General features: G+C 72.9%; 16 protein-coding genes and 2 pseudogenes. 7 read left to right on the plus strand and 11 right to left on the minus strand.

Annotated elements, in window-relative coordinates:
- Window positions 1-22 precede the first annotated feature (22 nt).
- Both ACGFYH_RS16830 and ACGFYH_RS16835 read right to left on the minus strand, forming a co-directional pair.
- The gene (locus tag ACGFYH_RS16830) at window positions 23-817 is read right to left on the minus strand and encodes an enoyl-CoA hydratase-related protein (protein WP_393803873.1); all 795 of its coding nucleotides are present in this window, start codon (window positions 815-817) and stop codon (window positions 23-25) included.
- A gap of 7 nt (window positions 818-824) precedes the next feature.
- Window positions 825-2,057, minus strand: coding sequence for a hydroxymethylglutaryl-CoA synthase family protein (locus ACGFYH_RS16835; RefSeq protein ID WP_393803874.1), 1,233 nt, complete (start codon window positions 2,055-2,057; stop codon window positions 825-827).
- 173 nt (window positions 2,058-2,230) lie between these two features.
- Here ACGFYH_RS16835 and ACGFYH_RS16840 point away from each other — a divergent pair, with 173 nt between their 5' ends.
- On the plus strand, window positions 2,231-2,971 hold the full coding sequence (locus tag ACGFYH_RS16840; protein WP_393803875.1) for a 4'-phosphopantetheinyl transferase family protein: 741 nt from the start codon (window positions 2,231-2,233) through the stop codon (window positions 2,969-2,971).
- 6 nt (window positions 2,972-2,977) lie between these two features.
- Here ACGFYH_RS16840 and ACGFYH_RS16845 read toward each other — a convergent pair whose 3' ends face one another.
- From ACGFYH_RS16845 to ACGFYH_RS16855, 3 genes are all read right to left on the minus strand, one after another.
- Window positions 2,978-3,736 carry a thioesterase II family protein gene (locus ACGFYH_RS16845; RefSeq protein ID WP_393803876.1) on the minus strand — a complete coding sequence of 253 codons (759 nt, stop codon included), beginning with the start codon at window positions 3,734-3,736 and terminating at the stop codon, window positions 2,978-2,980.
- A gap of 43 nt (window positions 3,737-3,779) precedes the next feature.
- Complete coding sequence (locus tag ACGFYH_RS16850; protein WP_393803877.1) at window positions 3,780-10,634, minus strand: amino acid adenylation domain-containing protein; 6,855 nt, start codon at window positions 10,632-10,634, stop codon at window positions 3,780-3,782.
- Window positions 10,635-10,699: 65 nt separating this feature from the next.
- Complete coding sequence (locus ACGFYH_RS16855) at window positions 10,700-11,287, minus strand: group II truncated hemoglobin (RefSeq protein WP_393803878.1); 588 nt, start codon at window positions 11,285-11,287, stop codon at window positions 10,700-10,702.
- Between the two features lie 6 nt (window positions 11,288-11,293).
- Here ACGFYH_RS16855 and ACGFYH_RS16860 point away from each other — a divergent pair, with 6 nt between their 5' ends.
- Together ACGFYH_RS16860 and ACGFYH_RS16865 are read left to right on the plus strand one after the other, a co-directional pair.
- Window positions 11,294-11,881, plus strand: coding sequence for a YdeI family protein (locus ACGFYH_RS16860; protein ID WP_393803879.1), 588 nt, complete (start codon window positions 11,294-11,296; stop codon window positions 11,879-11,881).
- Between the two features lie 156 nt (window positions 11,882-12,037).
- Window positions 12,038-12,407 (plus strand): annotated as a pseudogene (locus tag ACGFYH_RS16865) (Tn3 family transposase); the annotation flags it as partial.
- Window positions 12,408-12,482: 75 nt separating this feature from the next.
- Here the strand turns inward: ACGFYH_RS16865 and ACGFYH_RS16870 are convergent.
- The gene (locus ACGFYH_RS16870) at window positions 12,483-13,421 is read right to left on the minus strand and encodes an alpha/beta hydrolase family protein (protein WP_393803880.1); all 939 of its coding nucleotides are present in this window, start codon (window positions 13,419-13,421) and stop codon (window positions 12,483-12,485) included.
- A gap of 145 nt (window positions 13,422-13,566) precedes the next feature.
- Between ACGFYH_RS16870 and ACGFYH_RS16875 the strand changes: the two genes are divergently transcribed.
- Window positions 13,567-13,998 (plus strand): MerR family transcriptional regulator, encoded by a 432-nt coding sequence (locus ACGFYH_RS16875; protein WP_393803881.1) that lies wholly within the window; start codon window positions 13,567-13,569, stop codon window positions 13,996-13,998.
- A 92-nt stretch (window positions 13,999-14,090) separates the two neighbouring features.
- On the plus strand, window positions 14,091-14,276 hold the full coding sequence (locus tag ACGFYH_RS16880; protein ID WP_393803882.1) for a hypothetical protein: 186 nt from the start codon (window positions 14,091-14,093) through the stop codon (window positions 14,274-14,276).
- Here ACGFYH_RS16880 and ACGFYH_RS16885 read toward each other — a convergent pair.
- From ACGFYH_RS16885 to ACGFYH_RS16895, 3 genes are all read right to left on the minus strand, one after another.
- Entirely contained in the window at window positions 14,266-14,946 is a 681-nt protein-coding gene (locus ACGFYH_RS16885) for a response regulator (RefSeq protein ID WP_393803883.1), read from the minus strand. The two genes, ACGFYH_RS16880 and ACGFYH_RS16885, sit on opposite strands and share 11 nt — an antisense overlap.
- On the minus strand, window positions 14,943-16,205 hold the full coding sequence (locus ACGFYH_RS16890; protein WP_393803884.1) for a sensor histidine kinase: 1,263 nt from the start codon (window positions 16,203-16,205) through the stop codon (window positions 14,943-14,945). The genes ACGFYH_RS16885 and ACGFYH_RS16890 overlap by 4 nt, the downstream gene beginning before the upstream one ends.
- Window positions 16,206-16,284: 79 nt before the next feature.
- Entirely contained in the window at window positions 16,285-18,504 is a 2,220-nt protein-coding gene (locus tag ACGFYH_RS16895) for an MMPL family transporter (protein ID WP_393803885.1), read from the minus strand.
- A gap of 224 nt (window positions 18,505-18,728) precedes the next feature.
- On the opposite strand from ACGFYH_RS16895, the pseudogene ACGFYH_RS16900 reads away from it, so the two are divergent.
- A pseudogene (locus ACGFYH_RS16900) lies at window positions 18,729-19,010 on the plus strand (hypothetical protein); the annotation flags it as partial.
- 94 nt (window positions 19,011-19,104) lie between these two features.
- On the opposite strand, the gene ACGFYH_RS16905 reads toward ACGFYH_RS16900, so the two are convergent.
- A complete protein-coding gene (locus ACGFYH_RS16905) occupies window positions 19,105-20,298 on the minus strand; it encodes an MBL fold metallo-hydrolase (protein ID WP_393803886.1) in 1,194 nt (397 codons plus the stop codon).
- A 192-nt stretch (window positions 20,299-20,490) separates the two neighbouring features.
- Between ACGFYH_RS16905 and ACGFYH_RS16910 the strand changes: the two genes are divergently transcribed.
- A complete protein-coding gene (locus ACGFYH_RS16910) occupies window positions 20,491-21,111 on the plus strand; it encodes a TetR/AcrR family transcriptional regulator (protein ID WP_393803887.1) in 621 nt (206 codons plus the stop codon).
- Window positions 21,112-21,350: 239 nt separating this feature from the next.
- Here ACGFYH_RS16910 and ACGFYH_RS16915 read toward each other — a convergent pair whose 3' ends face one another.
- On the minus strand, window positions 21,351-22,136 hold the full coding sequence (locus ACGFYH_RS16915; RefSeq protein ID WP_393803910.1) for an SGNH/GDSL hydrolase family protein: 786 nt from the start codon (window positions 22,134-22,136) through the stop codon (window positions 21,351-21,353).
- Window positions 22,137-22,396: the final 260 nt, after the last annotated feature.

Raw genomic sequence — 22,396 nt, forward strand, 5'->3', positions numbered from 1 at the left:
CGGCGGTGCCCGGCCCCGGCGCTCACCGCTCCCACGGGTAGCGTCCTTCGGCGGCGAAGCGTGCCATGCCCTCGCGGACGCCGGGCGCCGCGGCGAGCCGGGCGAACTCGGTGACCGCTCGCCGCTCGGTCTCGGCGGTGACGGGATGCAGCGCGGACAGGTATTCCTTGGCCTCTCCGATCATCCGGGCGTCGACCTTGGTCAGCCGGGACAGCAGCCGGCGCACCAAGGGGGTGGCGTCCCGGGAGAGTTCGTCGGCGAGACCCCGGTCCACGGCCTCCTGGGCGGTGAGCGGCAGGGTGGTGAGGGTCATCGTGCCCGCGGTGCGCGAGCCGGTGCGGCGGGCCAGGAACGGGAGCACGCTGCACGGCAGCAGGCCCCACAGTGCCTCGGGCAGGCTGAACACGCCGCGCTCGGTGGTGTGGACGAGATCACAGGCGGCGGCGAGTCCCACACCGCCGCCCGCCACCCGTCCGTCCACGCAGGCGAGAGTCAGCCGCGGCACCTCGGTGAGCCGCCGCAGCAGCCCGAAGAACGCGGACCCGTTGGACGCCCCTCGGTCCGCTTCCCCGCCGTGTGCGGACCCCGTCCGGATGTCCCCCGCCGCCTCGCCCATGTCCATCCCGTCGCAGAACGTCTGCCCCGGCGAGTCGAGCACGACCAGTCGGCAGGCATCGGCCTTCTCGGCGCTGTCCAGGGCTTCGTGCAGGTCGGCGATCATGGCGGAGTCGACGGTGTTGCCGCGCTCTGGCCGGTTCAGGGTGATGCGCAGGACGGCGGGTTCCTGTTGCCGGACCCGGACGGTGCCGTGGCTCATCGGTCGGTCAGCTCCAGGAGTAGAGGCGGTGGAAGTTCTCGATGCGGTCGAGCACCAGCAGCCCGGCTCCGTCGGCCAGGTCGCCGTACAGGTCCGCGTAGGGCTTGGTGTCGACGTCCAGGTCCCGTACGCCGAACGCGCGGTCGCCGCCGAGTTCGGTGACGGCGTCGTACTCCTCCATGGTCAGCGCCCGCCGGGCGTCGAGGGCGGCGCCGATCCGCATCCGGCCGGCGGTGGCCACGGCGTCCTCGCCGAGGACGCCGCTGAAGAACTCCGAGCCGCACCCGGAACCGTAGGAGAACAGTCCGACACGGCAGGGGGTTTCCGGGTCGCCGTGGTCCAGGAGGGAGCACAGGGCGAGGTACAGCGAGGCGGAGAAGAGGTTTCCGACCCGGGAGCCGTAGTGGAGGCTGGGAGCGACCCGGCGAGTGAAGTCCTCGGCCGCCTCGCGCGGACCCAGGCCCTTGTGGGCGCGCAGCAGTTTGCGGTGCGCGCCCTTGACCATGCCGGCGAACGGGGTGTGCAGCACCAGGTGTTCGAAGCTGTCGACGACGTCGGCTCCGGCCACCCGCTCACGGTAGGCGGCGAAGCTGCGCTCCAGACAGGTCATGTACGACAGCAGGGACACGTCGGAGTCGACGTAGTCCAGGTCCGGGCGGGGCCGCAGGGTGTCCATCACCTCGAAGGTGTGCAGGCCGCTGGCCCCGGGGTCCAGCTCCAGGACGCGCGGATCGCGGCCGACGAGGAGGGCGACGGCGCCGGCGCCCTCCGAGGGTTCCCAGTAGGTGCCGCGGGCCGCCGCGCTGGGTGCGTCGGCGGCGATCACCAGTGCCTTGGCGGTCTCGACGGGTGAGGCGCCGATGATGCCGGCGGCCGTCTGAAGGGCGGCCGTGCCGCCGTAGCAGGCGTGTTTGACCTCGAAGGAGCGGCAGCGGGAGCTGAGGCCGAGGTGGTGGTGGATGTACGTGGAAAGGGGTTTGCCCAGGTCGAGCCCCGACTCGGTCCCGACGACGAGGAGTTCGATGGCGTCGCGTTCCTCGGTGGTGAGCCGGTCGAGGACGGGTTTCGCCGCGTTGACGGCGTTGGTGACCGCGTCCTCGCAGGGCAGGTTGACCGACTTCTGGCGCATCATGAGGTTGTCGAACCGGCTCATGTCCAGGCTCCGGCCGCGGAAGAGTTCCGCGACGTCGAGACAGGCGCGTGCCACATAGGCGTTGATCGCCTCGATGCCGACGGCCATGGTCGCTCCCGCGGTCGGGGGGCCGCCACCGGCCCCGGCTCTCCCGGTTGTAACCGTCACCGGCGTCGCGGATCTGCTCACTTTTGCTCGGCGGGGCCGTTTGCGTGCGCCGCAGACTCGATATGCGCCGCGGGAAGCCCGACGGCCGTGTGCCGGTGCCATGGGAGGCCGCCGTGTTCGAGGGGACGCCGCCGTCGTCTGGCGTCGTCCTGCACCACGCGGTCACCGGCGCTCCCCTCGCGCACGTGTGGGCCGCCGCCCCGGACGCGTACGGCGACGCGACCCCGCTGTCGGCCGAGGAACGGCGGCGCTCCACGGCCTTTCGCCGGGAAGCGGACCGGCGCCTGTACGTCGCGGCCCGCACCCTGCTGCGGACCGCGCTCAGCCGGTGTGTGCCCGACGTTCAGCCCGCCGAATGGCGTTTCACGACGGGTCCGCACGGCCGTCCCGAGCTCGCCGGGCCGCTCGCCGAGCCCCGGTTGCGCTTCAGCGTCGCCCATGCGCCGGGCCTCGCGGCCTGCCTGGCCTGTCCCGAGCTGGACTGCGGCATCGACGTGGAGGCCGTCGACCGTCCGGTGGACCCGGTGCGGGTGGCGCGCACGATGTTCCATCCCCGGGAGGCCGCACGGGTGCTCGCGGCGCCGCCCGGCGAGCGTGGCGGCGTGTTCCTACGGCACTGGACGCTGAAGGAGGCGTACGGCAAGGCGCGCGGTCTGGGTTTCCTGCTGCCCCCGGACTCCTGCACCGTCGCCCCGGACGCCGCCGGTGGGCCCAGGCTGGCCGCGACGGACGACGACGGCACGCTGTGGCAGTTCGCCCAGTGGTTACGCGGCGGCCGGCATCTCCTCGCGGTGGCGTTGCGGCGGGGCCGCGGGCCGGACGTGACGGTGGTGCGGCACCCCGGCCCGCCGTGACCCGGCTCAGGACACCGTCTGCCGGACGGTCTCGCGCAGATCCCGGCGCAAATCGGAGCAGAGCGGTTCGGGCAGTCCGGCCAGGTAGAAGTGGTCGCCCTCGTACACCCGCATCCGGAACGGGCCGTCGCTGGTGGTCTCCCACAACCGCAGTTCCAGCGGAGTGACCTCCGGGTCGTGGTCGCCGGTGAACCCGGACAGCGGGCAGGACAGCCGGGGGCCGGGCAGCGGCCGGTAGCTCTCGTTGAGATGGAAGTCGGCGCGCAGCGCGGGCAGGAACATCCGCATCAGGTCGCGCTGCCGCATCACCTCCCGCGGGGTGCCCCCGAGCTCGGCGACGACCCGCAGGAAGTCGTCGTCGGCGAGCCCCGCGAACGGCGGCCGACGTGCCGCCAGGTGCGGGGCGCGCCGTCCCGAGACCAGCAGCCGGCGCGGCGCACGCACCGGGTCGCCCTGGAAGCGGCGGGCGACCTCGTAGGCGATGGCCGCGCCGGTGCTGTGGCCGAACAGCGCGTACGGCCGGTCCAGGTGGGGGGCGAGGCCCGCGCAGAGTGGGCCGAGGAGGTCCTCCATGCTGCGGAAGGCGGGCTCGGTGACACGGGTCTCGCGGCCGGGCAGGATCACCGGGCACACCTCGACCTGCGACAGCAGCTTCTCCCGCCACGGCCGGAAGAAGCCGCCGCCGCCACCGGCGTGGGCGAAGCAGAACAGGCGCAGCGGTGCGTCCGTGCCGGCGTCGCCGCTCTTCAGCCAGTTACCGGTCACGGCTGTCCTTTCGTTCGGTCGGGTCCGGGGCGGGCGGGCCCGGTCATCGGTCGGTGCCGTCGGCGGACCTGAGTACGGCGTGGCCGTACGCGCCGGTCGCCGAGACGGCGTTGACGAGTGCCCGCAGCGGCTCGCCCGGCGTGACGGGCGTCCAGGGCCGGGCGGTGTCGGCGACCGTGATCCGGGTCCAGTCGGGCAGTTCGGTGCGCCGGGGCGCCAGGACGGTCGGGACGACGGTGCGCTCGCGCAGTTGCAGGAGGACCTTGGTCAGCTGGGACAGTCCGGAGGCCGCCTCCAGGTGGCCGATGTGCGGTTTCACGGTGCCGACGAGCAGGTCTCCGGCGGTGCCGGGCGGGCGCAGAGCGGCGAGCAGGGCGTCCAGTTCGGCCGCGTCGGCGAGCAGGGCGCCGGAGGCGGCGCACTCGGCGTACCCGATGTCCGCCCCGCCGAGGCCGTGCCGGCGCAGCATACGGGCGAGGGAGCGTGCGAGCGGGTCTGCGGCGGGCATCCCGAAGGGGCCCGGCCGCCCGGCCGCACCGGTGCCGGTCGCCTCGACGACCGCGTGCAGGACGTCACGGCGTTCCACGGCGTCCCGCAGCGGGCGCAGCAGCAGGGCGCCCGCGCCCTCGCCGGGCGACCAGCCGCTGTCCTCGGCCCCGAAGGCACCGGCCGACGGCCGCTCTGCCGCCAGGCCCAGGTCGCGCAGCAGCGCCAGATGGTAGGGGTGGGCGACGACGTTGACGCCCGTCACCACCGCCGCGTCGCACTCCCCCTGGCGCAGGCTGGTCACGGCCAGATGCAGGGCGGTCAGCGAGGAGGAGCAGGCGGTGTCCACCGCGACGGCCGGGCCCTCGAAGCCGAGGCAGTGCGCGACCCGCGCCGGGAGGTCCGAGGCGGCGGCCGCCTGGCGGGCCGGCCCGCCCTCCCGCCAGCGGGCCTCGCCCGCCTGCCGGTGGTCGTGCCACATGGTCGCCGTGAACACCCCGACCCGCTCACCGTCACGGGTGAGGCTGCCGGGGGTGTGGCCGGCGTCCTCCAGGCACTGCCACACCACCGGCAGCAGCAGCCGCAGTTGGGGGTCCAGCCCTTCGGCCTCCTGGGGTGAGACACGAAACAGCCGGCCGTCGAATCCGTCGCCGCCGCGCAGGTAGCCGCCGTACGGCCATGCTTCGGCCGGACCCGGCGCGGTGCCGGTGGCGGCGGCGAACGCGGCCAGCCGTTCGGCGGGCAGCGGGCCGAGGGTCCGGCGTCCGGAGCACAGGTTGTCCCAGAACTCCTCCAGACCGTCCGCGCCCGGGTAGCGCCCGGCGGTGCCGATCACGGCCATGTCCGCCGGTCCCGGCCGGGCGGCCGCCGCGGCCCCGGCTGCCTGCCGCTCCCGGGCCGGCCCCACGCGCGCCGAGGCCTCCCGGGGCAGCGGTCCGGCGAGGAAGGCGTGCAGCAGCCGCTGGCCGGAATGCAGCCGCAGGGCGTCACGGACACGGTCGAAGGCGAGGCTTCCGACGGGGCACAGGCCGACGCCGCTCTCGCGCTGTCCGCTCATCAGCAACTGCCCCATGTAGCCGGCCTCGACGGCCAGATACAGCTGCGACTCCTCGCCGTACAGCGGCTCGATGCCGCGCGGCTCGGAGACCAGGTACACCTCGAACGCCGCGCGGTCGAAGACGGGCCGGTTGTAGGCGAAGTGGGCGGTGCGGTCGATCCCGGGGTCGGTGGTGACGCGTTGCAGGGCGTGGTCTTCCGGCCGGTGGTAGTACAGGCCGCCCGGGACGCCCTCGACGGCGCCCGGCTTGACGTGCAGATAGGTCTGTACCGCGTAGGTGTCGCCGGCGGACGCGTACAGGCGGCGCGGGCCGTCGCCGGCCGGCCGTGAGCGCAGGGCGGCCAGGAAGCGGAGGAAGGCGTCGTGCGCGAGCGGGCCGTCCGCGAAGTCCCGGTGGGTGGCGCGTTCCTGGTACCGCTCGGCGGCCGGGAGCGGGCCGTCGAGCACGAGGAGGGGTTCGTCGTCGGAGCGCTGCCGCAGGTGCCGGGCGCCCGACTTGAAGCGGTCGCGGTCTTCGGGGGAGAAGAACTCCACCTCTTCCGGCGCCGATTGTCGAGCCTCCGGCCGACCACGCACCTCGCCCGCCGGCTCCCGCCCCTCCGGCCGACCACGCACCTCGCCCGCCGGCTCCGCGTGCTCCGTCGCCGGGTCGCCGCCCGCGAGATGGCGGGCCATCCCGGCGACTGTCGGCTCCGCCAGCAGGGCCGAGACGGGGACACGGCGGCCGTAGCGGGACCGCAGGGCCGAGGACAGCTGGGCCAGGGTGAAGGAGGTGGCGCCCTGGTCCCACAGGTCGAGCGTCGGGTCCAGTTCGGGCACGCCGATCAGGCCGGCCAGCAACGAGCCGATCTCGGCGGCCAGTTCACCGGCGGGCGGGAACGCGGCACCGGGCCCGGTGACGGGCCGCCTCGCGGACGCCGCGGCTTCCGGCTCGCCGGGCGCGGGCAGTGGCCACGGCAGGGCGTCCCGGTCCAGCTTGCCGTTGCCCGTCGCCGGGAAGGACGGCAGGAACGCCAGGAAGTTCGGGATCATGTAGTCGGGCAGGGTCCGGGCGGCGTGAGCGCGCAGCTCGGACACGGAGGGCCGGGCGGCGCCCGGTTCGGCGATCAGGTAGGCGACCAGGCGCCGGTCCCCGCCGCCGTCGGGCCGGGCCACCACCACCGCGTCGTGCACGGCGGGATGCGCGCGCAACCGGTGCTCGATCTCGCCGAGTTCGACCCGGAAGCCCCGGATCTTCACCTGGTGGTCGCGCCGTCCGAGGAACACCAGGACCCCGTCGTCGCGGAAGGCCGCCCGGTCCCCGGTGGCGTACATACGGGACTCCGGGCCGTTCCCGAAGGGCTCGGGGACGAACCGCTCCCGGGTCAGTTCGGGCTGCCCGTGGTAGCCGAGGCTGAGACAGTCTCCGGCGATGTAGAGGTCACCCTCCTCACCGACCGGGCAGGGCTCCATGTGCCCGTCCAGCACGTAGTAGCGGGCGTTGTCCATGGGCCTGCCGTACGGGATGCTGCGCCATTCGGGGTCGACGGTGCCCACGGGGTACCAGTTGGACCAGACGGTGGCCTCGGTGGCGCCGCCGAGACTGATCACCCTGGCCCCGCCGAACACCTCGCGCACGTCGTCGGGCAGGGACAGCGGGATCCAGTCGCCGCTGAGGAAGACCAGCCGCAGATCGGCCGTGCCGGGATGCCCGCGGTGTTCGGACAGGTGCGGTGCGAGCCGGGCCAGGGTGGTGGGCGCGGAGTTCCAGAAGGTGACCGGCTCGCGCAGCAGGGCCTCGACGAGCAGTTCGGGGTCGCGCTGCTCGGTTTCGTCGGCGAGGTAGAGCCCCCCGCCGTACGCCAGGAGTCCGAGGATGTCGAAGACGGACAGGTCGAAGCCGAGGGAGGTGACGCACAGTCCGGTGTCGCGCGGACCGAAGTCGAAGGTGCGCCGGCACCAGTCGAGGAGGTTGTGCAGGGAGCGGTGTGCCACCACCACGCACTTGGGCCGCCCGGTGCTGCCGGAGGTGAACAGCCGGTAGGCGACCGAGTCCGGGCCGGTGACGGGCTCGGGGTCTCCCGGGTCGGGCAGGTCGGCCCCGGTGGCTCCGGGCGCGTCCAGGTCGAGGACGTCCACGCCGTCCGGCACCTGCCAGCCGGGGCCGCCCGCCGTGACCAGCACGTGCCCGGCCCGGGTGTCCTGGAGCATGCCGTGGGCTCGGTCGCGGGGCAGCGAGGGGTCCACGGGGACGTAGGCGCCGCCCGCCTTGAGGACGGCGAACACGGACACGGCCATCGCCGGGCCGCGCCGCACGGAGATGCCCACGGAGGTGCCGGCCGCGACGCCCGCTCGCCGCAGCCGGTGCGCGACCAGGTTGGCCCTGCGGTTCAGTTCGCCGTACGTCATGGTGCCCTCGCGCCAGCGCAGCGCGACCGCGTCGGGGCGGCTGCGGGCCTGCTGTTCGAAGAGCAGGTGGACCGGGCCCTCGGCCGGGTAGGGGCGGGCGGTGTCGTTGAATCCGTACAGGAGGCGGTGGCGCTCGGCGCCGGCAGGGGCGGCGCGCGCCGCCGGCCCGTCCTCCGGGTCCGTGCCGGTCTCCGCCGCCAGTGCGGTGAGCAGGTCGGCGTACCGCTCGAACGCCTGGTCCAGGACGCCTTCCCCGAACCGCTCGTCCAGCGCGTCCCAGGCCAGGTGCAGCGCCGTTCCGTCGTCGACCGTCACGCAGTCGAGGGCGACGTCGGTGGTGGCCGTGGCGGCGGGACCGGGGCGCACGCCGGCCGGCAGGGGATGGGCCGAGACGTCGAGTACGGTCGTGAAGACCACGGGATGCTCGAAGTCCGCGTCCCTGCGGCGCCGCACGACGAGCGAGCGCATCTCGGCGAGACCGGCGCCGTCGCCCCGCTCCAGGTCCTCGGACATCTGCCGGTGGTAGGCGCGGGCGAGGGTCACCAGGTCGGTGCCGGGCTCCGGTGCACGGGCCCAGGTCAGTTCGGTGAACTCGGCGGGGCGCTGCGCGTCCGGGCCGGTGAAACAGACCACGGGCAGCGCGAACGGCTCGTCGTGGAGGGCTCCGAGTGCCGTGCAGTAGGCGGCCAGCAGGGTGGCGTCGAGGCTAACTCCGTGCCGCTCGGCCCACGCGGCGAGGGCCGCGCGGTGGGTGAGGAGGCGCTCGCGGCGCCGGGGGCGCGAGGGTCCCCGCGCGTCCCGCAGCGGTGGCCCGGCCGGCAGGCCGGCGAGCCGGTCCCGCCAGTGGGCGCGGGCGGCCTCGGTCACCGGCCGGGACGCGCGGGGCAGTCTGGTCGGGATGGGCGGGGCGCCGACGGGGTCGGCGTACCGGCGCAGCAGGTCGCGGGCGAGCAGCACGATGCTGCGGGCGTCCCCGACGAGCAGGTCGACGGCCAGATGAACGGTGGCGGGCCGTCCGGGCGCCCGGACGACCCTGAGGTCGGTGTGCGCTCCCCGGCCGAGCCCGAAGGGCCGGTGGGTCATGTCGGCGCGTACGGCACGGTCGACGGCGTCGGCGTCCGCGCCCTCGGGAACGTCCAGGACCGGGATCCACGCGTCGGCCGGAGCCGCGGACAGCAGGCCGAGCGCGCCGTCGGCGCCGGTGCGCAGGCGCAGCGCCTCGTGTGCGGTGACGAGTTCGCGCCAGGCGCCGTGCAGCCGTGCGGGGTCCAGGTCCTCGACGTGGAAGCTCTGGTGGTACTGGCAGCCGCGGTCGGTGCGTCCGTCGAGCCGGGCCACCAGGTACGCCTGCTGGAGTTCCCGGGTGGCCAGGGCGGTGTCGGGCGCCGGTTCGCACAGTCCCTGCAGCAGCCGGCAGAAGCGCCCGAACAGGGCGTCGGGCGTGCCCGGCGGGAAGAGGTCGTCGGCGGTGTCCCAGCGGAAGTCCAGGCCGCCTTCGCGCTCCCGCATCTGGTGGTCGAGGGCGATGCCGGAGGTCTGGCCGACGACGTACCGCTCGTGGTCGGCCATGCTGCCCCGCCCGGCGCCGTCGAAGCCCAGGCCGAGCAGGCTGGTGAAGACGACGGGCAGTGCGGGCGCCCGGGTGCCGTGGGCGCGCAGTTCGCGCAGCACCTCGACGCTGCCGACGTTCGCGTGGGACAGGGCCTCCCACACCCGCTGATGGATGGCGCGCGCGGCCTCGTCCGGGGCCGTGGCGGGTGTGTGCGCGTCGACGACGAGCAGGCATCCGGAGGTGTAGGGGCCCACGAGTCCCTCCGCCGCGGACGGCAGCCGGGGCCGGTCCGTGGTGGTCAGGACGAGGGTGAACGGTTCACCCGAACCGGCCGGTGTCAGGGCTTCGGCGAAGGCGGTCAGCACCAGTGAGGTGGGTGAGACGCGCAGCTCGGCGGCCCGCGCGCGCAGCCCCGCCCACTGGGCCGGGGTGAGCCGCCCGCGGCGCGGGGTGCGCGGGTGGCCGTCGAGGCCGGGCGGCGGCTGGGGTGGTTCGGCGAGCAGGACGGGCGGGCCGCCGGGCAGGCCCTTGAGCCGTTCGGCGGCCCGGGACAGGGCGGCCCGGTGGGAGGCGGAGGCGCGGTGGCGGGCGAGCGCGTCGAGGGTGTCGCGGAGGCTGAACGGCACCTCGGGCAGCGCGTGTTCGTCCAACGTGCAGGCGTGCCACCAGTGGTGCAGCAGCAGGTCGGTGCCGTGGGCGTCGGTGACCGTGCCGTCGAGACTGAGATGGACCACGGCGCGTCCCGCGGGTTCCCGGCAGATCTCGATCCGGAACGGCGGCCAGTGGCCCGGCGGGTAGCGGTGGTGGGACATCCGGCGGCGTACGGCGCTCGCCTCGGCCTCCAGCGCGTCCGGGTCCGCCGTCTCGTGGACGACGGGTTCGGGCACCCTCACGCTTTCCTGGACGTGCTGGTTGCGGCCGACGCCGGTGAGCCGGAGGGCGTCGAAGTGTTCCACGAGCCGCCGCCAGGCCCGGGCGAGCCGGTCGGTGTCCAGCCCGTCGAGGGCGAACTCGTGGTAGTGGTGGCAGCCGAAGGCGTCCGGGTCCAGCTCCGGGTACTTGCCGACGACGTACGCCTCCTGCATGGGGGTCGCCGGGACGGGCTCGTGGCGGGATGCGGGCGCGGCCACCACGTCCACGGGACCGGCGGCACCCTCGCCGTCCTCGCCCTCGGCACGGTCGATCCGGTCGGCGAGGTCACGCGGGGTGCGGCACTCCAGGAGCAGGAGGAGCGGGACCTCGGTGCCGAACTCGGTCTCGATCTCCAGCATCAGCCGGACGGCGGCGAGCGAGGAGAGTCCGGCGTCGGCCAGGTCGGTGTCCGGGTCCAGCGGCCCGGTTCGGGTGACCAGGGGCTCCAGGATGGCGAGCAGTCGCTCACAGGTGGTGCCGGCGGTCACCTCGGCGGATGACACGGGGACGGGCTCCGCGGACTTCAACGTTCCCCCTCGTCTCGGTGGTCGGTCTCAGCGGCGCCGGCTCACCACTGCCAGCGACTCAGCACCGGATACGGCGGCTGGAGCATGGGGTGGTCGTCCTCCTGCGAGGCCTTGGTGGTGAAACCGGCGGCCTTCTCGACATTGCCGGTGAACGCCTTGCGGAAGCGGTCGTCGTCGGGCAGCCCGACCTCGTCGGCGGCCCGGAGCAGCAGGGAGACGAACCGATCGCTCTGCTCGGGGGTGATCCGCATGCCGGCGTGGGCCCGCAACAGCGCGATGAAGCCGCCGAGTTCGTCGGTGTAGCGGGCGGGCCCGCCGAGCATCTCGGCGAGGAACGCGGTGAGATGGTCCGCGTGGTAGGGCGATCCGGCACGGAACAGGCCGCCCAGCAGCGGGTCCTCCAGCACCAGGTGGTGGAAGTGCTCCGCCAGCCGCCGCAGCGCGTCTTCCCCCCCGACGTGCTCGTACATCGTCGTCATGCGTCCGCCCTTCGGTGTGTCGCTCGACCAGCGGGGACGGTACGCCGGGGCGCCCACGGCCGGCTGCTCAACTTTGTGCACGGCCGGGCGGGGAGGACGCGCTCCCCCGGCGGTGAGGTTGTTGACCCGCTCCCGGCGGTCGGCTTTCATGACGTCATGTCTGAGGGAGCGCGGAAGTCGCCTGATCCGGTCCTGTCCTTCGCCACGCAGGAGGAGTGGGAGAAGTGGCTGGAGGAGCACCACGACGACACGACGGGGGTCTGGTTCCGGATCCCGAAGAACGGCTCCGGGGCCGACGGCGTCGACTACGCCCACGCACTGGAGTCGGCCCTGTGCTACGGCTGGATCGACGGGCAGAAGAAGAAGCAGGACGAGCGGCACTGGTTGCAGCGCTTCACCCCCCGCCGGTCCGGCAGCAGATGGTCGAAGGTGAACCGGGAGAAGGCCACCGGGCTGATCAAGGCCGGCCGGATGCGGCCCGCCGGGCAGCGCGAGGTGGACGAGGCCAAGAAGGACGGCCGCTGGGAGGCGGCGTACGCGGCGCAGAGCAAGGCGACGGTGCCCGACGACCTCCAGGCCGCCCTGGACGCGGTGCCCGAGGCCCGTGACTTCTTCGCCACCCTGGACAGCCGCAACCGGTACGCGATCCTGCACCGGGTCGAGGACACCAAGAAGGCGGAGACCCGGGCGGCCCGCATCGAGAAGTTCGTCGCCATGCTGGCGGAGGGGAAGAAGCTGTACTGAGGCCTCCCCCTGAGCGGGTGCCGTCCGCCGGCGGACTCGATGCGACCGGACGGGAGGAACGCAAGCGCCCGCGCAAGCCCGCCGTCGGCCTTGGGACCGCTGGAAAGCGGGCGAGCGCCGCCTGACCTGCCCCCTCAGGCAGGCTCGTCCCCCCAGGTCCGGGCCTACGACCTGCCGCGGATGTTCGGCCGCGAGGGCCACCCCACCTCGCTCGGCGCCGCGTTCGCCGAGTACGGACGCATCGACGAGGCCACGCACCTGCTCGCCCCGGCCGACCCGACGGACGACAGCCACCGTCGCGTCTGATGGCCCGTCACCTCACCGTCCAGCGATCCCGCCGGCGGCCCGCCCGTGCGATCTGCCACGGCGGCCGGGGCCGGCTCCGCCGGGCGTACCGCGAGGGCCAGGAGACCAGCTCGCCGCCCTCGGCCTGGTCCGCAACGCCGTCGTGCTGTGGAACACCCGCTACCCGGACGCCGCCGGGACCCGGCTCCGGGCCGAGGGCCACGACATCAAGAACGAGGACGACGACGGGAGCGGGCAGGACTGAAGGAGGTCGACCGAGGCGGTGGGGGAGGCGCGCGCCCGGGTCTGCCGCGGGTCACTTGGATTCGAGGTGTCCCAGCGGGTGCCCGTCTGTGAGAACCATCCGCGCATTGTTCCAGTCGCTGTGGTCGATGCCGGTGACGTGGCGCAGGTAGGCGAGGGTGACCTGCTGGACGAGAGCGACGCGGTCGGGGTCCTCATCTGTGGTCTCCGCCGCCTGATGACCGGAGATGCCGCCGAGGAAGTGCTCGCCGCCGTGGACAAGGAGAAGGCTCTTGTTGCCGCGGCTGAGGGTGTAGGGGTCGGTCGTCCAGGCCGGGCCTCGGGTGGAGAGCGGGAGGTCGTCCTTGTCTCCGGCGACGACGAGGCCGGGGGCAACGATGTGGGAGAAGTCCTGATCGCGCAGCCAGGGAAGGTTTTCGTGGGCGAAGGGGGTCAGCTCGTCGCCGCCCTTGCCGGCGGTGGCCAGCTGGATGCTGGCCATGACCCGCGAGTCGGACAGGTCCTCGGCGATCCCGGTGTGCGGGTCCCTGACGCGCAGGCTCACCAGGATACCTGCGGTCTGGCCGCCGAAGGAGTGTCCGGCCGCGACGACGCGGCGGTGGTCCACCCGGCCCGCCAGTCCCGGCACGGCGGCCTCCAGCGTCGCGAGTTCGTCCAGGATGCGCCGCATGTCCTGGACTCGGTGGCGCCACATCCGGGTCCTGCGGGGATCACCCGCAGCGATGTTGAGCCGCTTGGAGTCCAGGTGGGTGGCCTGGACGACGACAAAGCCGCCGGATGCCCAGTGGTCGACCAGTGGTGCGTAGCCGTCCAAGTCGGAACCGAACCCATGGGCGAACAGCACGACGGGCAGGCCCGCGCCGGTGACGGGGGCGGTGACGCGTACGCGCAGGTCCTCACCGCGCTGAGGTGCGCTCAGCACGAGTGGCTTGACCGACACGGTCGGGGTGGGGGCGGGGCCTGTGAGACCGGTCGTCTGGTGAGTGGTCATGCGTGTGTCTGCCTTTCGAAGGCGGCGGGCGTCCTGACCCAACTGGATGCATCGCCCAGTACCGAGTACATCGGCTACGCTAAAACCTGACGTTGACGTGAAGGGCAAGAGCTTGGGACTCAGGTCACAAGAAGTGGAGCCGAACATGCGCATCGGGGAACTCGCCCGCCGCACGGGCGTCACCACCCGGGCTCTGCGGTACTACGAGGAGCAGGACCTGCTCACCTCTGAGCGCAGCAGCGGCGGCCAGCGCCACTATGCGGAAGCCGCCGTCGACCGGATCCGTGTGATCCGCCAGCTGTACGCCGCCGGCCTGTCCAGCAAGGCCATCGCCGAGCTCACGCCCTGCGTCGTCGACGGTAGGGCCACACCGGAGCTGCTCCGGCGTCTGACCGCGGAGCGCGACCACCTCGACCGGCACATCGCGGACCTCGCCCACACCCGGGACCGACTCGACTCCGTCATCGCCGGTGCCTCCTCCAACATGCACACCGGCACCCCGTGCCGACGGGATACGGCCGCCTGGACGGGCGTCACCCCCCTGTCGGCAAACGATCGTTCGCCGACAGGGGGGTGACGTGCCCGATGAACCCGTGCGACCCGGGGCTCCGGGGCGGCGCGAATCCAATCGGATCCGATGGCGATTGCTGACAGCGTTTGCTGTCCAGCGTGAAGTTCACGGTGCGGACCCTCGCCGCCGCCGGTGAATTCCGGCGCGACCTCCAGCACGAGCTGACCCACGACGGACCGCGCGCCGCCGAGACCGTGTCCGGCCGGACGGCGTTCGCCAGTGCCTCGGTCGCCTCCGCGTCGGCCTCCGCGTTCGACCTGGGTGCCGGTGCGGTCAGGGCGTGAACGGAGTCGCCCGCACCAGGCCTGCCTGGTAAGCGATGACGACCAGTTGGGCGCGGTCGCGGGCGCCCAGTTTCGCCATCGCGCGGTAGATGTGGGTGCGTACGGTCAGCGGGCTGAGTGTGAGTGTCTCGGCGATCTCGGAGTTGGACTTGCCCTCGGCGGCCATGGCCATCGTTTCGCGTTCGCGAGCGGTGAGTTCGGACAAGCGGGGCGCGGATACGAGTCGCGTGCCGGGGGCGGATGTCACGAGGAATCTGGCGATGAGGGTCCGGGTCGCGGTGGGGGAAAGGAGTGCCTCGCCGGAGGCGACCGTGCGCAGGCCGGCCAGCAGGGTGTCGGTGGTGACGTCCTTGCCGAGGAAGCCGCTGGCACCGGCGTGCAGGGCCTGGGCGACGTATTCCTCGGTCTCGAAGGTGGTCAGGACGAGGACGCGGGTGGCGGACAGTTCCGAGTCGGCGCAGATGGCGGACGTGGCCGCGAGGCCGTCCGTACCCGGCATACGGATGTCCATGAGGACGATGTCGGGGTGGTGGGCGCGGGTCAGGTCCACAGCTTCCGCACCGTCGGAGGCTTCACCGACCACGGTCATGTCCTCGCAGGAGTCGATCAGCATCCGGAAGGTCGCCCGTAGCAAGGTCTGGTCGTCGGCGAGCAGCACTTTGATGGTCATGCCTGTTCTCCTTTTTGATCATCTGGGGCTTCCGACGACGCTTCGCGGGCGGGCGGAAGCGGCAGGCTGGCCGAGACTTCGAAGCCGCCTTCCGGTAGGGGCCCCGCGCGGGATTCGCCGCCGACGGTGCGGGCTCGTTCGCGCATGCCCATGATGCCGAAGCCCTGACCCGGCGCGGCTGGAGCGGCATCGGTAGCGCGGGACGGACCGTCATTGGTGACCGTGATCAGCAAACCCAGTTCTTCGTAGGCGAGATGCACGTGTGCCGAGTCCGCGGCGGCGTGCTTGGTGGCGTTGGTGAGTGCCTCCTGCACGATCCGGAAGGCGGCCAGGTCCGCCCCCGCGGTCAGTGGACGGGGCCGGCCCGTCGTGGTGACCGTGACGGTGAGCCCCGCGGACGCACACGTCGAAACCAGCTCGGGCAGGCGGGCGAGGCCCGGAGCGGGTTCAAGCGATGCGGAGTCCGGGCCGCCGTCGTGGCGCAGCAGTCCCAGAGTGGCTTTGAGTTCCCGCAGCGCAGAGGACGTGGTGCCGGTCAGGGCGGTGAGGATCTTCTTCGTCCGCTGCGGATCGGTGAGCGCGAAGTGTGCGGCCGTGCCCGCCTGGGCGTTGGCCAGGGCCAGGTGGTGGGCCACGACGTCGTGCAGTTCGCGGGCGATGCGCATGCGTTCTTCGGTGACGCGCAGCCGCGCCTCCTCTTCCCGGGTACGTTCGGCGTGTTCGGCGCGGGCCTGAACCGACGCCAGGTAGGCGCGCCGCAGTCTGGTCATGCTGCCGGCGCCGAGCGGCAGCAGCAGCCAGAAGCAGTAGCCGATGGACCGGGGTACGGGAGAAGAAGCGTAGGTGGGGTCGAAGACGGCCGATGTGGCCATCAGGGACGCCGCCGTGGTGACACTGTAGAGGCGTGCGGTCTTGAGGCCGGTGTGCGTGGTCAACCAGTACATCGCCGTCATGACGGGGGCCAGCAGCAAAGGGGTCAGCACGTACTCAAGCGCGGTGACGACCACGATGCACAACGCGTTCACGACGGCGACGGCCCGCGGGTGGCTCCGGTGTGCGGACAGGGCGAGGCAGGCGACGCCCATGACCGCCAGCACGGTGGTGCCCCGCTGAGGTGGAGCGGCGCCAGGCCTGGTGAGACCGCTGCCCACGATCGCGCAGGCCATGAGTACCAGCACCAGGATCGTGTCCACGACGCGCGGATGGCGGTCGGCGTATTGCTCGAAACGGTCGGTGTAACGCTCAGTACTGGTACTCATACGGTTCTCCGGTCGTGCTCCGGCCCACGTCGCCGTCCGCCCCCACGGGCGGCCCCCCGGCGGCGAGGAAGCGATTGTGTCAGGTGCGGGACACTTCCCGGCCGGTCGTCGTCCCGGCCGATCGCGGGTCTGCCGCAACAGGCCGCCGGCCGAGTGCCTCGCCCTCGACGTCGACGCGGGGCAGCAGCCTGTCGAGCCGGCCCGGCAGCCACCAGGCCCTGTGGCCGAGGAGGGCGAGGACGGCGGGGACGATCGCCATCCGTACGACGAAGGCGTCGAACAGGACGGCCGAGGCGAGTCCGAACCCGATCATCTTGATCATGGAGTCGTTCTCTGCGATGAATCCGGCGAAGACCGCGACCATGATCATCGCGGCGGCCACGACGACCCGGGCGCTGTGCCGGAATCCGCTGATGACCGCCTGGTGGGGTGATTCACCGTGAACATACGCCTCGCGCACCCGGGAGACGAGGAAGACCTCGTAGTCCATCGCCAGGCCGAAGACGATGCCCACCAGGAAGATCGGCATCAGGCTCATGATCGGACCGGTGTGCTCCGCTCCCAGCAGTCCGGCGCCGTGGCCCTGCTGGAAGACGAGGACGACCACGCCCAGTGAGGCCAGCACCGACAAGAGGTATCCGAGGGCGGCCTTCAACGGGACGAGCAGGGACCGGAAGACCAACAGCAGCAGGACGATCGCAAGGCCCACGACGACTGTCAGGTAGGGGACCAGAGCCGACTGCACCTTGTCGGCGATGTCGATGTCGACCGCGGTGGTGCCGGTGACGGCGAACGTCACCCCGGTCCGGGACTCGGTCGCGGGCCGGTCGTCCCGGATGGATGCGACCAGGTTCCTGGTCTTCTCGTCCGTCGGTGCTGTGGACGGAACCGCCTGGAAGACAGCCGTGTCGCCTGCCTGGTTGAAGCGGGCCGAGGAGACGGATACGACACCCTCGGTGTCGCCGATCCGCTGTGCGACAGCGTCGACAGCACTCTTCGCGCCGGTGCTGCCCCGGGCGTCCACGACGATGGTCAGAGGTCCGTTGAAGCCCGGCCCGAACGCCTCGGCCAGCGCATCGTAAGCCCGGCGCTCGGTGGTGGAGGTCGGTTTGGCCTCGTCCCCGGGGTTACCGAGTTGAAGGTTCATGGCCGGCAGCGCGAGAGCCCCCAGCCCCACCACGCCCAGCAGCAGCACAGGCAACGGACGCCGCAGCACGAACTGCGCCCAGCGGGAGCCCCAGTTGTTCCGGGTGCTCTGCTCCTCGACCTGTCCGCTCTTGCGGGCCCGCCGCGTGAGCACGGCGTTCGGCCAGAAGCCGAGGAGGGCTGGGACCAGGGTCAGAGCGACCAGTACCGCGATGGTGACCGCGCCGGCCGCGGCCAAACCCATCTTCGTGAGCATCGGGACGCCGACAACCGCCAGTCCGGCCAGCGCGATGACCACGGTGAGCCCGGCGAACACCACCGCGGCCCCTGCCGTACCCACCGCATGACCGGCCGCCTCCTGGGGCGCACGGCCCCGGGCGCGCTCCTCGCGGTACCGGGAGACGACGAAGAGGGCGTAGTCGATGCCGACCGCGAGGCCCAGCATCATCGCGAGGATGCTCGTCGTGGCGGACAGGTCAAGTGCGTGGGCCAGTGCCAGGATGCCGGCCAGGCTGATCCCGACCCCGATCAGGGCGGTCAGCAGCGGCAGTCCCGCCGCGGCGAGCGAGCCGAAGGTGATCAGCAGGACGACGGCAGCCAAGGCGACACCGATCAGCTCGGCCGCGCCGCCCGGCCCGCCACCAGAGTCCAGGCCCTTCCCACCGATCTCCACGGTCAGCCCGGCGTCCCGGGCACTGTGGGCGGCTTCGCTCAGCTGGTTCCTGCTGGCGTCGGTGAGCTCCTTGGCCCCGACGCCGTAGGTGACGGTCGCGTACGCCGTCCGACCGTTCTTGCTCAGCGTCTTCGAACGGAAGGGGTCGGACGCGGTCACGACCTGTGGGCCGTCGGCCACGGCGGCCACGGTCTTCTCGACGGCCTGCCTGTTCCCAGGGGCGGTGATCCGCTCCCCGCTCGGCGCGGCGAACACGATGCGGGCGGTCGCACCGTCGGCAGCGGTTCCGGGGAAACGCTGTTGCATCAGGTCGAACGCCTCCTGGGACTCGATGCCCGGCATGGAGATTCCCTTGTCGGACGCCTCCGGAGCCTTGAGGGCACTGAGTCCGGCGAAGACCAGGACGGCCACCCAGATCAGAGCGACGTACCAACGATGCCGAAAGGCCGTACGGCCTGCTCGGTGAAGGAAAATGGCCATGGCAGGAGGTCTCCCCATCCGGTGCTGGTTGTCCGCCCAGCCTCTCCGGATACGGGCCCGGTGTCGTCGTACGCCTGCTGGCACTTGGTGCTGCTGAATACGTAGTAGAGACCCGCGACCTCAGAGGGCGCTTGGCCCAGGCGGCTCGCCCTTCATCTCCTGGCCTCGCCGTTTCACTCGGTTACGGCTTGGTTCGGGCGGAAACGCGAAAGTGCCTTCCTGGCCTGGACGATGAACCTCGCCGAGGGGCTCGGTCCGTCCGGGCGGAGGGCACTTTCCACGTGCGGGCTATCGGGTCGCGTCCCAGGGGCCATGTCGGTGCCGCTGGTTCGGGGGTGGTCGGGCATGCCGGGGCACGGTTACTGGCGGATCTCGCCGACGCCACAGGACTGACCGCCGCGTGCTCGGCCGCTTCGGCCCCGCGGTACCGGGCATGATCGGGCCGGGTCGCCACCGATCTCGCGGTGACGCTCGCCGACGGCGGTGAGGCGAACGCGGATCTGGCCGCTCCGTCCAAGGCTCGCGGCAAACGATCCCGCTCGTCAGCAGGTAGACATGCCGGCATCCGCACCATCTCCCCCATGTCGTCCCCGACCGATCTCACCGCTCCCGCGCGAGGTCGAGATCACCCCTGCTCGCCCCGGCCGTACCCTCAGTGCTCCGGGGACCGCGCCAGGGGTGCGCGATCGGGCCCGACACCGCCCGCCACCACGCCTCCACCGGCAGCTTCCCCGCCGGCTCGAACGGCTCGCCCGCCCGCGGGAACGCCACCGCCTGGCCGGCCTCCTCGGCCGCGTCCCTGGCCCACTCCGCCGGCTCCGCCCACGCGTGCGGCGCCAGGTTGAAGGTCCCCCAGTGGATCGGCAGCAGGGCGCCGCCCGGCCGGCCTCCCTGGAGGTCGAGGTGGGCACGGACGCCCTCCTCGGGAGTCATGTGGATGTCCGGCCAGAATTCGGCGTACGCCCCGAGCTGGATCATCGTGGCGTCGAACGGGCCGTGCGCGGCGCCGATCTCCCGGAAGCCGTCGAAGTAGCCGGTGTCCCCGCTGTGGTAGACGCGGTGTTGGTCACCGGCGACGACCCAGGACGCCCAGAGGGTGTGCTGGGTGTTGCGCAGCCCGCGCCCGCAGAAGTGCCGGGCCGGGGTGGCGGTGAGGGTCAGGCCGCCGACGCGCGTCGACTCGTGCCAGTCCAGCTCGCGCAGCCGGTCGGCCGGGACGCCCCAGTGTTCGAGGTGGGCGCCGACGCCGAGCGGCACGGCGAACACGGTGTCCGTGCCGGCCAGTGCCTTGATCGTCGGCATGTCCAGGTGGTCGTAGTGGTCGTGGGAGACGACGACGACGTCGACCGGGCCCAGGGCGGCCAGGGGCAGCGGAACCGGATGCAGGCGCTTGGGGCCGGCGAAGGGGAACGGGGAGCAGCGCTCGCCCCACACCGGATCGAAGAGCACCCGCTGCCCGTCGATCTCGGCGAGCACGCTGGAGTGGCCCGCCCAGGTCAGCCGCAGTCCGGTGGCGGGCGGCCGGGCGAGGTCGGCCAGCGTGGTGGCGTGCACCGGGACCGTGCCCTGCGGGGCCCGGCGGAGCCGCGCCTCCTTGTTGAAGTAGATCCTGGCGAATTCGGCGGCCGATCCGGTGGGCCGGGTGCGGGCGGTCCCTCCGGGGTTCTGGAAGACGCCCTCGCGGAAGTTCGGCGACCTGCGGATGCGCGCCATGCGCTCACCGCCCGGGTCCGCGCCGAAGGCCGCGGGCCGCGGCACGCTGAACCCGGGACTCGGGAAACGGAAAGCGGCCACGGTACCTCCAGGTGGAAAGGTTCAGACTCTCGTCATGGTCGTCTCGTCCTGCGTCACCTCTGACGACCTACATCACCTCGAACGACCGATGTCACATCCGTGTTCCCCGGTCCGCCGGGCCCTCCCGGCCCCGGTCCGCCGCGGCCGGGAGGGCGCCGCCGCACGTCCCGGGGGCTGTATAGGGTGACCTGCGTGGTGAGAGTCCGGTTGAGCGTGGCGGAGCGGCGCGAGGAGCTGCTGCGCGCGGCCATCGAGCAGATATCGGCGCGGGGCGTGGCGGCGCTGCGGATCGCCGACGTGGCCACCGCGCTCGGTGTCAGCAACGCCCTGGTGCTCTACCACTTCACCACGAAGGAGAGACTGGTCGCCGCCGCGTTCACCCACGCCGCCGAGGACGATCTCGCACGTCTGCGCAGGCTGCTGGCCCGTCGTACGTCCGCGCTGCGCCGGCTGCGCGCGGCCTTGCGGTGGTACGCGCCGACCGGTCGGGCCAAGGGCTGGCGGCTGTGGATCGAGGGCTGGGCCGCGGCGCTGCGCGAGCCCGCGCTTCGGGAGGTCACGCGGGGCCTGGACCGCCAGTGGAAGGCGGCGATCGCGGAGGTCATCGCCGAGGGCGTGGCCGCGGGTGAGTTCTCCTGCCCCGAGCCGGAGGGCGCCGCCCTGCGGCTGACGGCGCTGCTCGACGGGCTGGCGGTGCAGCTCACCTCGTACGCGGACACGGTGTCGCGGGCCCGGGCACAGGAGTGGACGGACGAGGCGCTGGCGCGGGAACTGGGTCTGGAGCGAGCGGCCCTGACGTCCGCACGACGCTAGGTTCTGTCGTCGAACCCGCGTCGTCGCCCGGAGGGCGGCCCCGCGGCGTCGGGTGCGTGCTCTCGGCGTGCCGGGTCCCGGGCCTCGTACCGGATGCACTCGGGTCAGGGCCCGGTACGGCGAGAGTGGGTGCATGACGCCGCCGGGCAGACGGGACTTTGGCGACAGGGCCCAGCCCCGCCGCACAACACCGGCCGCCCGCTCCCGAGCGCATGCCGGCCGCCCGCTCCTCGCCACCGTCAGGCCACCGCGGCGATCCGCGTCTTGATGTCGTCCGGCGACAGCGTCCCCTTGGCCATCACCTGGTCGCCCGACGATTCGCCGCGCAGTCGGCGCCCGATCCACGGCACCAGGTACTCGCGCGCCCAGTAGACGTCGTCGCGCCGCACGTCCAGCGTGCCGCGGGGCGGCAGGGGCGGCCAGGGCTGGTCCGGGTCGGCCGGGACACGCAGCCCGAGGGCCCGTCCCGCACGCAACGCCACCCGGGTGTGGCCCTCGGGCGACAGGTGCAGCCGGTCGGCGTCCCACGCCCTGCGGTCCTGGACGCTCCGGAGCGACCACAGGTCGAGCACCGGGCAGCCGTACCGGTCGGCGATGGCGCGGACATGCCCGTTGTACGTGGCGATCCTGCCGCGCAGATGCTTGAGGACGGGCACCCCACGGGTGTCGAAGCCGGTGGTCACGAGGACGGTGCCGGCCGCGGCCGTCAGTGCGGCCACCGCCAGTTCGAACCGCTCGGCGACCTCGTCGGGGTCGGTGCCGGGCCGGATGATGTCGTTGCCGCCCGCCGCGAACGAGACCAGATCCGGCGCGAGTGCGACGACCCGCGGGACCTGTTCCGCCACGATCTGGTCGAGCAGCCTGCCGCGGACGGCGAGGTTCGTGTAGGTGAAGTCGCCCTCGGGACGCCGGTCCGCGAGCAGTACGGCGAGCCGGTCGGCCCAGCCGACGAACGCCCCGTCGGGGCCGGGGTCGCCGACGCCCTCGGTGAAGCTGTCCCCCACCGCCGTGTACGACCCGATCACTGCTCTGCTGTCACTCTTCGAATCGTCTGCCACATCGGCCCATGATTCACCGTGGGTTGTGACCTACGCGACCGTAAGGAGGGGTGGACGGTCGGTGACAAAGGCCACGCCTAAAGTGTTCGTCAATTCCGGAATACACCGAGGGCCGGGCCCCCGGGGGCGGGGCGGCGCGCCCGGCGGGGGCGGGGGCGGCCCCCCCGGGGGGGGGGCGGGCCCGCCGCCGGGGGCCCACCCCGCCGGCCCGCCGCCCGGGGGCGAGC

This window comes from Streptomyces sp. NPDC048392 (genome assembly GCF_043200575.1).
Taxonomy (GTDB): Bacteria; Actinomycetota; Actinomycetes; order Streptomycetales; family Streptomycetaceae; genus Streptomyces.

Bases quoted from the DNA above. Each gene is read 5' to 3' on its own strand.
- ACGFYH_RS16870 (WP_393803880.1), bottom strand. From the start codon at position 13,421: ATGACCACTCACCAGACGACCGGTCTCACAGGCCCCGCCCCCACCCCG.
- ACGFYH_RS16855 (WP_393803878.1), bottom strand. From the start codon at position 11,287: ATGAAAGCCGACCGCCGGGAGCGGGTCAACAACCTCACCGCCGGGGGA.
- ACGFYH_RS16860 (WP_393803879.1), top strand. From the start codon at position 11,294: ATGTCTGAGGGAGCGCGGAAGTCGCCTGATCCGGTCCTGTCCTTCGCC.
- ACGFYH_RS16830 (WP_393803873.1), bottom strand. From the start codon at position 817: ATGAGCCACGGCACCGTCCGGGTCCGGCAACAGGAACCCGCCGTCCTG.
- ACGFYH_RS16890 (WP_393803884.1), bottom strand. From the start codon at position 16,205: ATGAGTACCAGTACTGAGCGTTACACCGACCGTTTCGAGCAATACGCC.
- ACGFYH_RS16895 (WP_393803885.1), bottom strand. From the start codon at position 18,504: ATGGCCATTTTCCTTCACCGAGCAGGCCGTACGGCCTTTCGGCATCGT.
- ACGFYH_RS16875 (WP_393803881.1), top strand. From the start codon at position 13,567: ATGCGCATCGGGGAACTCGCCCGCCGCACGGGCGTCACCACCCGGGCT.
- ACGFYH_RS16885 (WP_393803883.1), bottom strand. From the start codon at position 14,946: ATGACCATCAAAGTGCTGCTCGCCGACGACCAGACCTTGCTACGGGCG.
- ACGFYH_RS16835 (WP_393803874.1), bottom strand. From the start codon at position 2,057: ATGGCCGTCGGCATCGAGGCGATCAACGCCTATGTGGCACGCGCCTGT.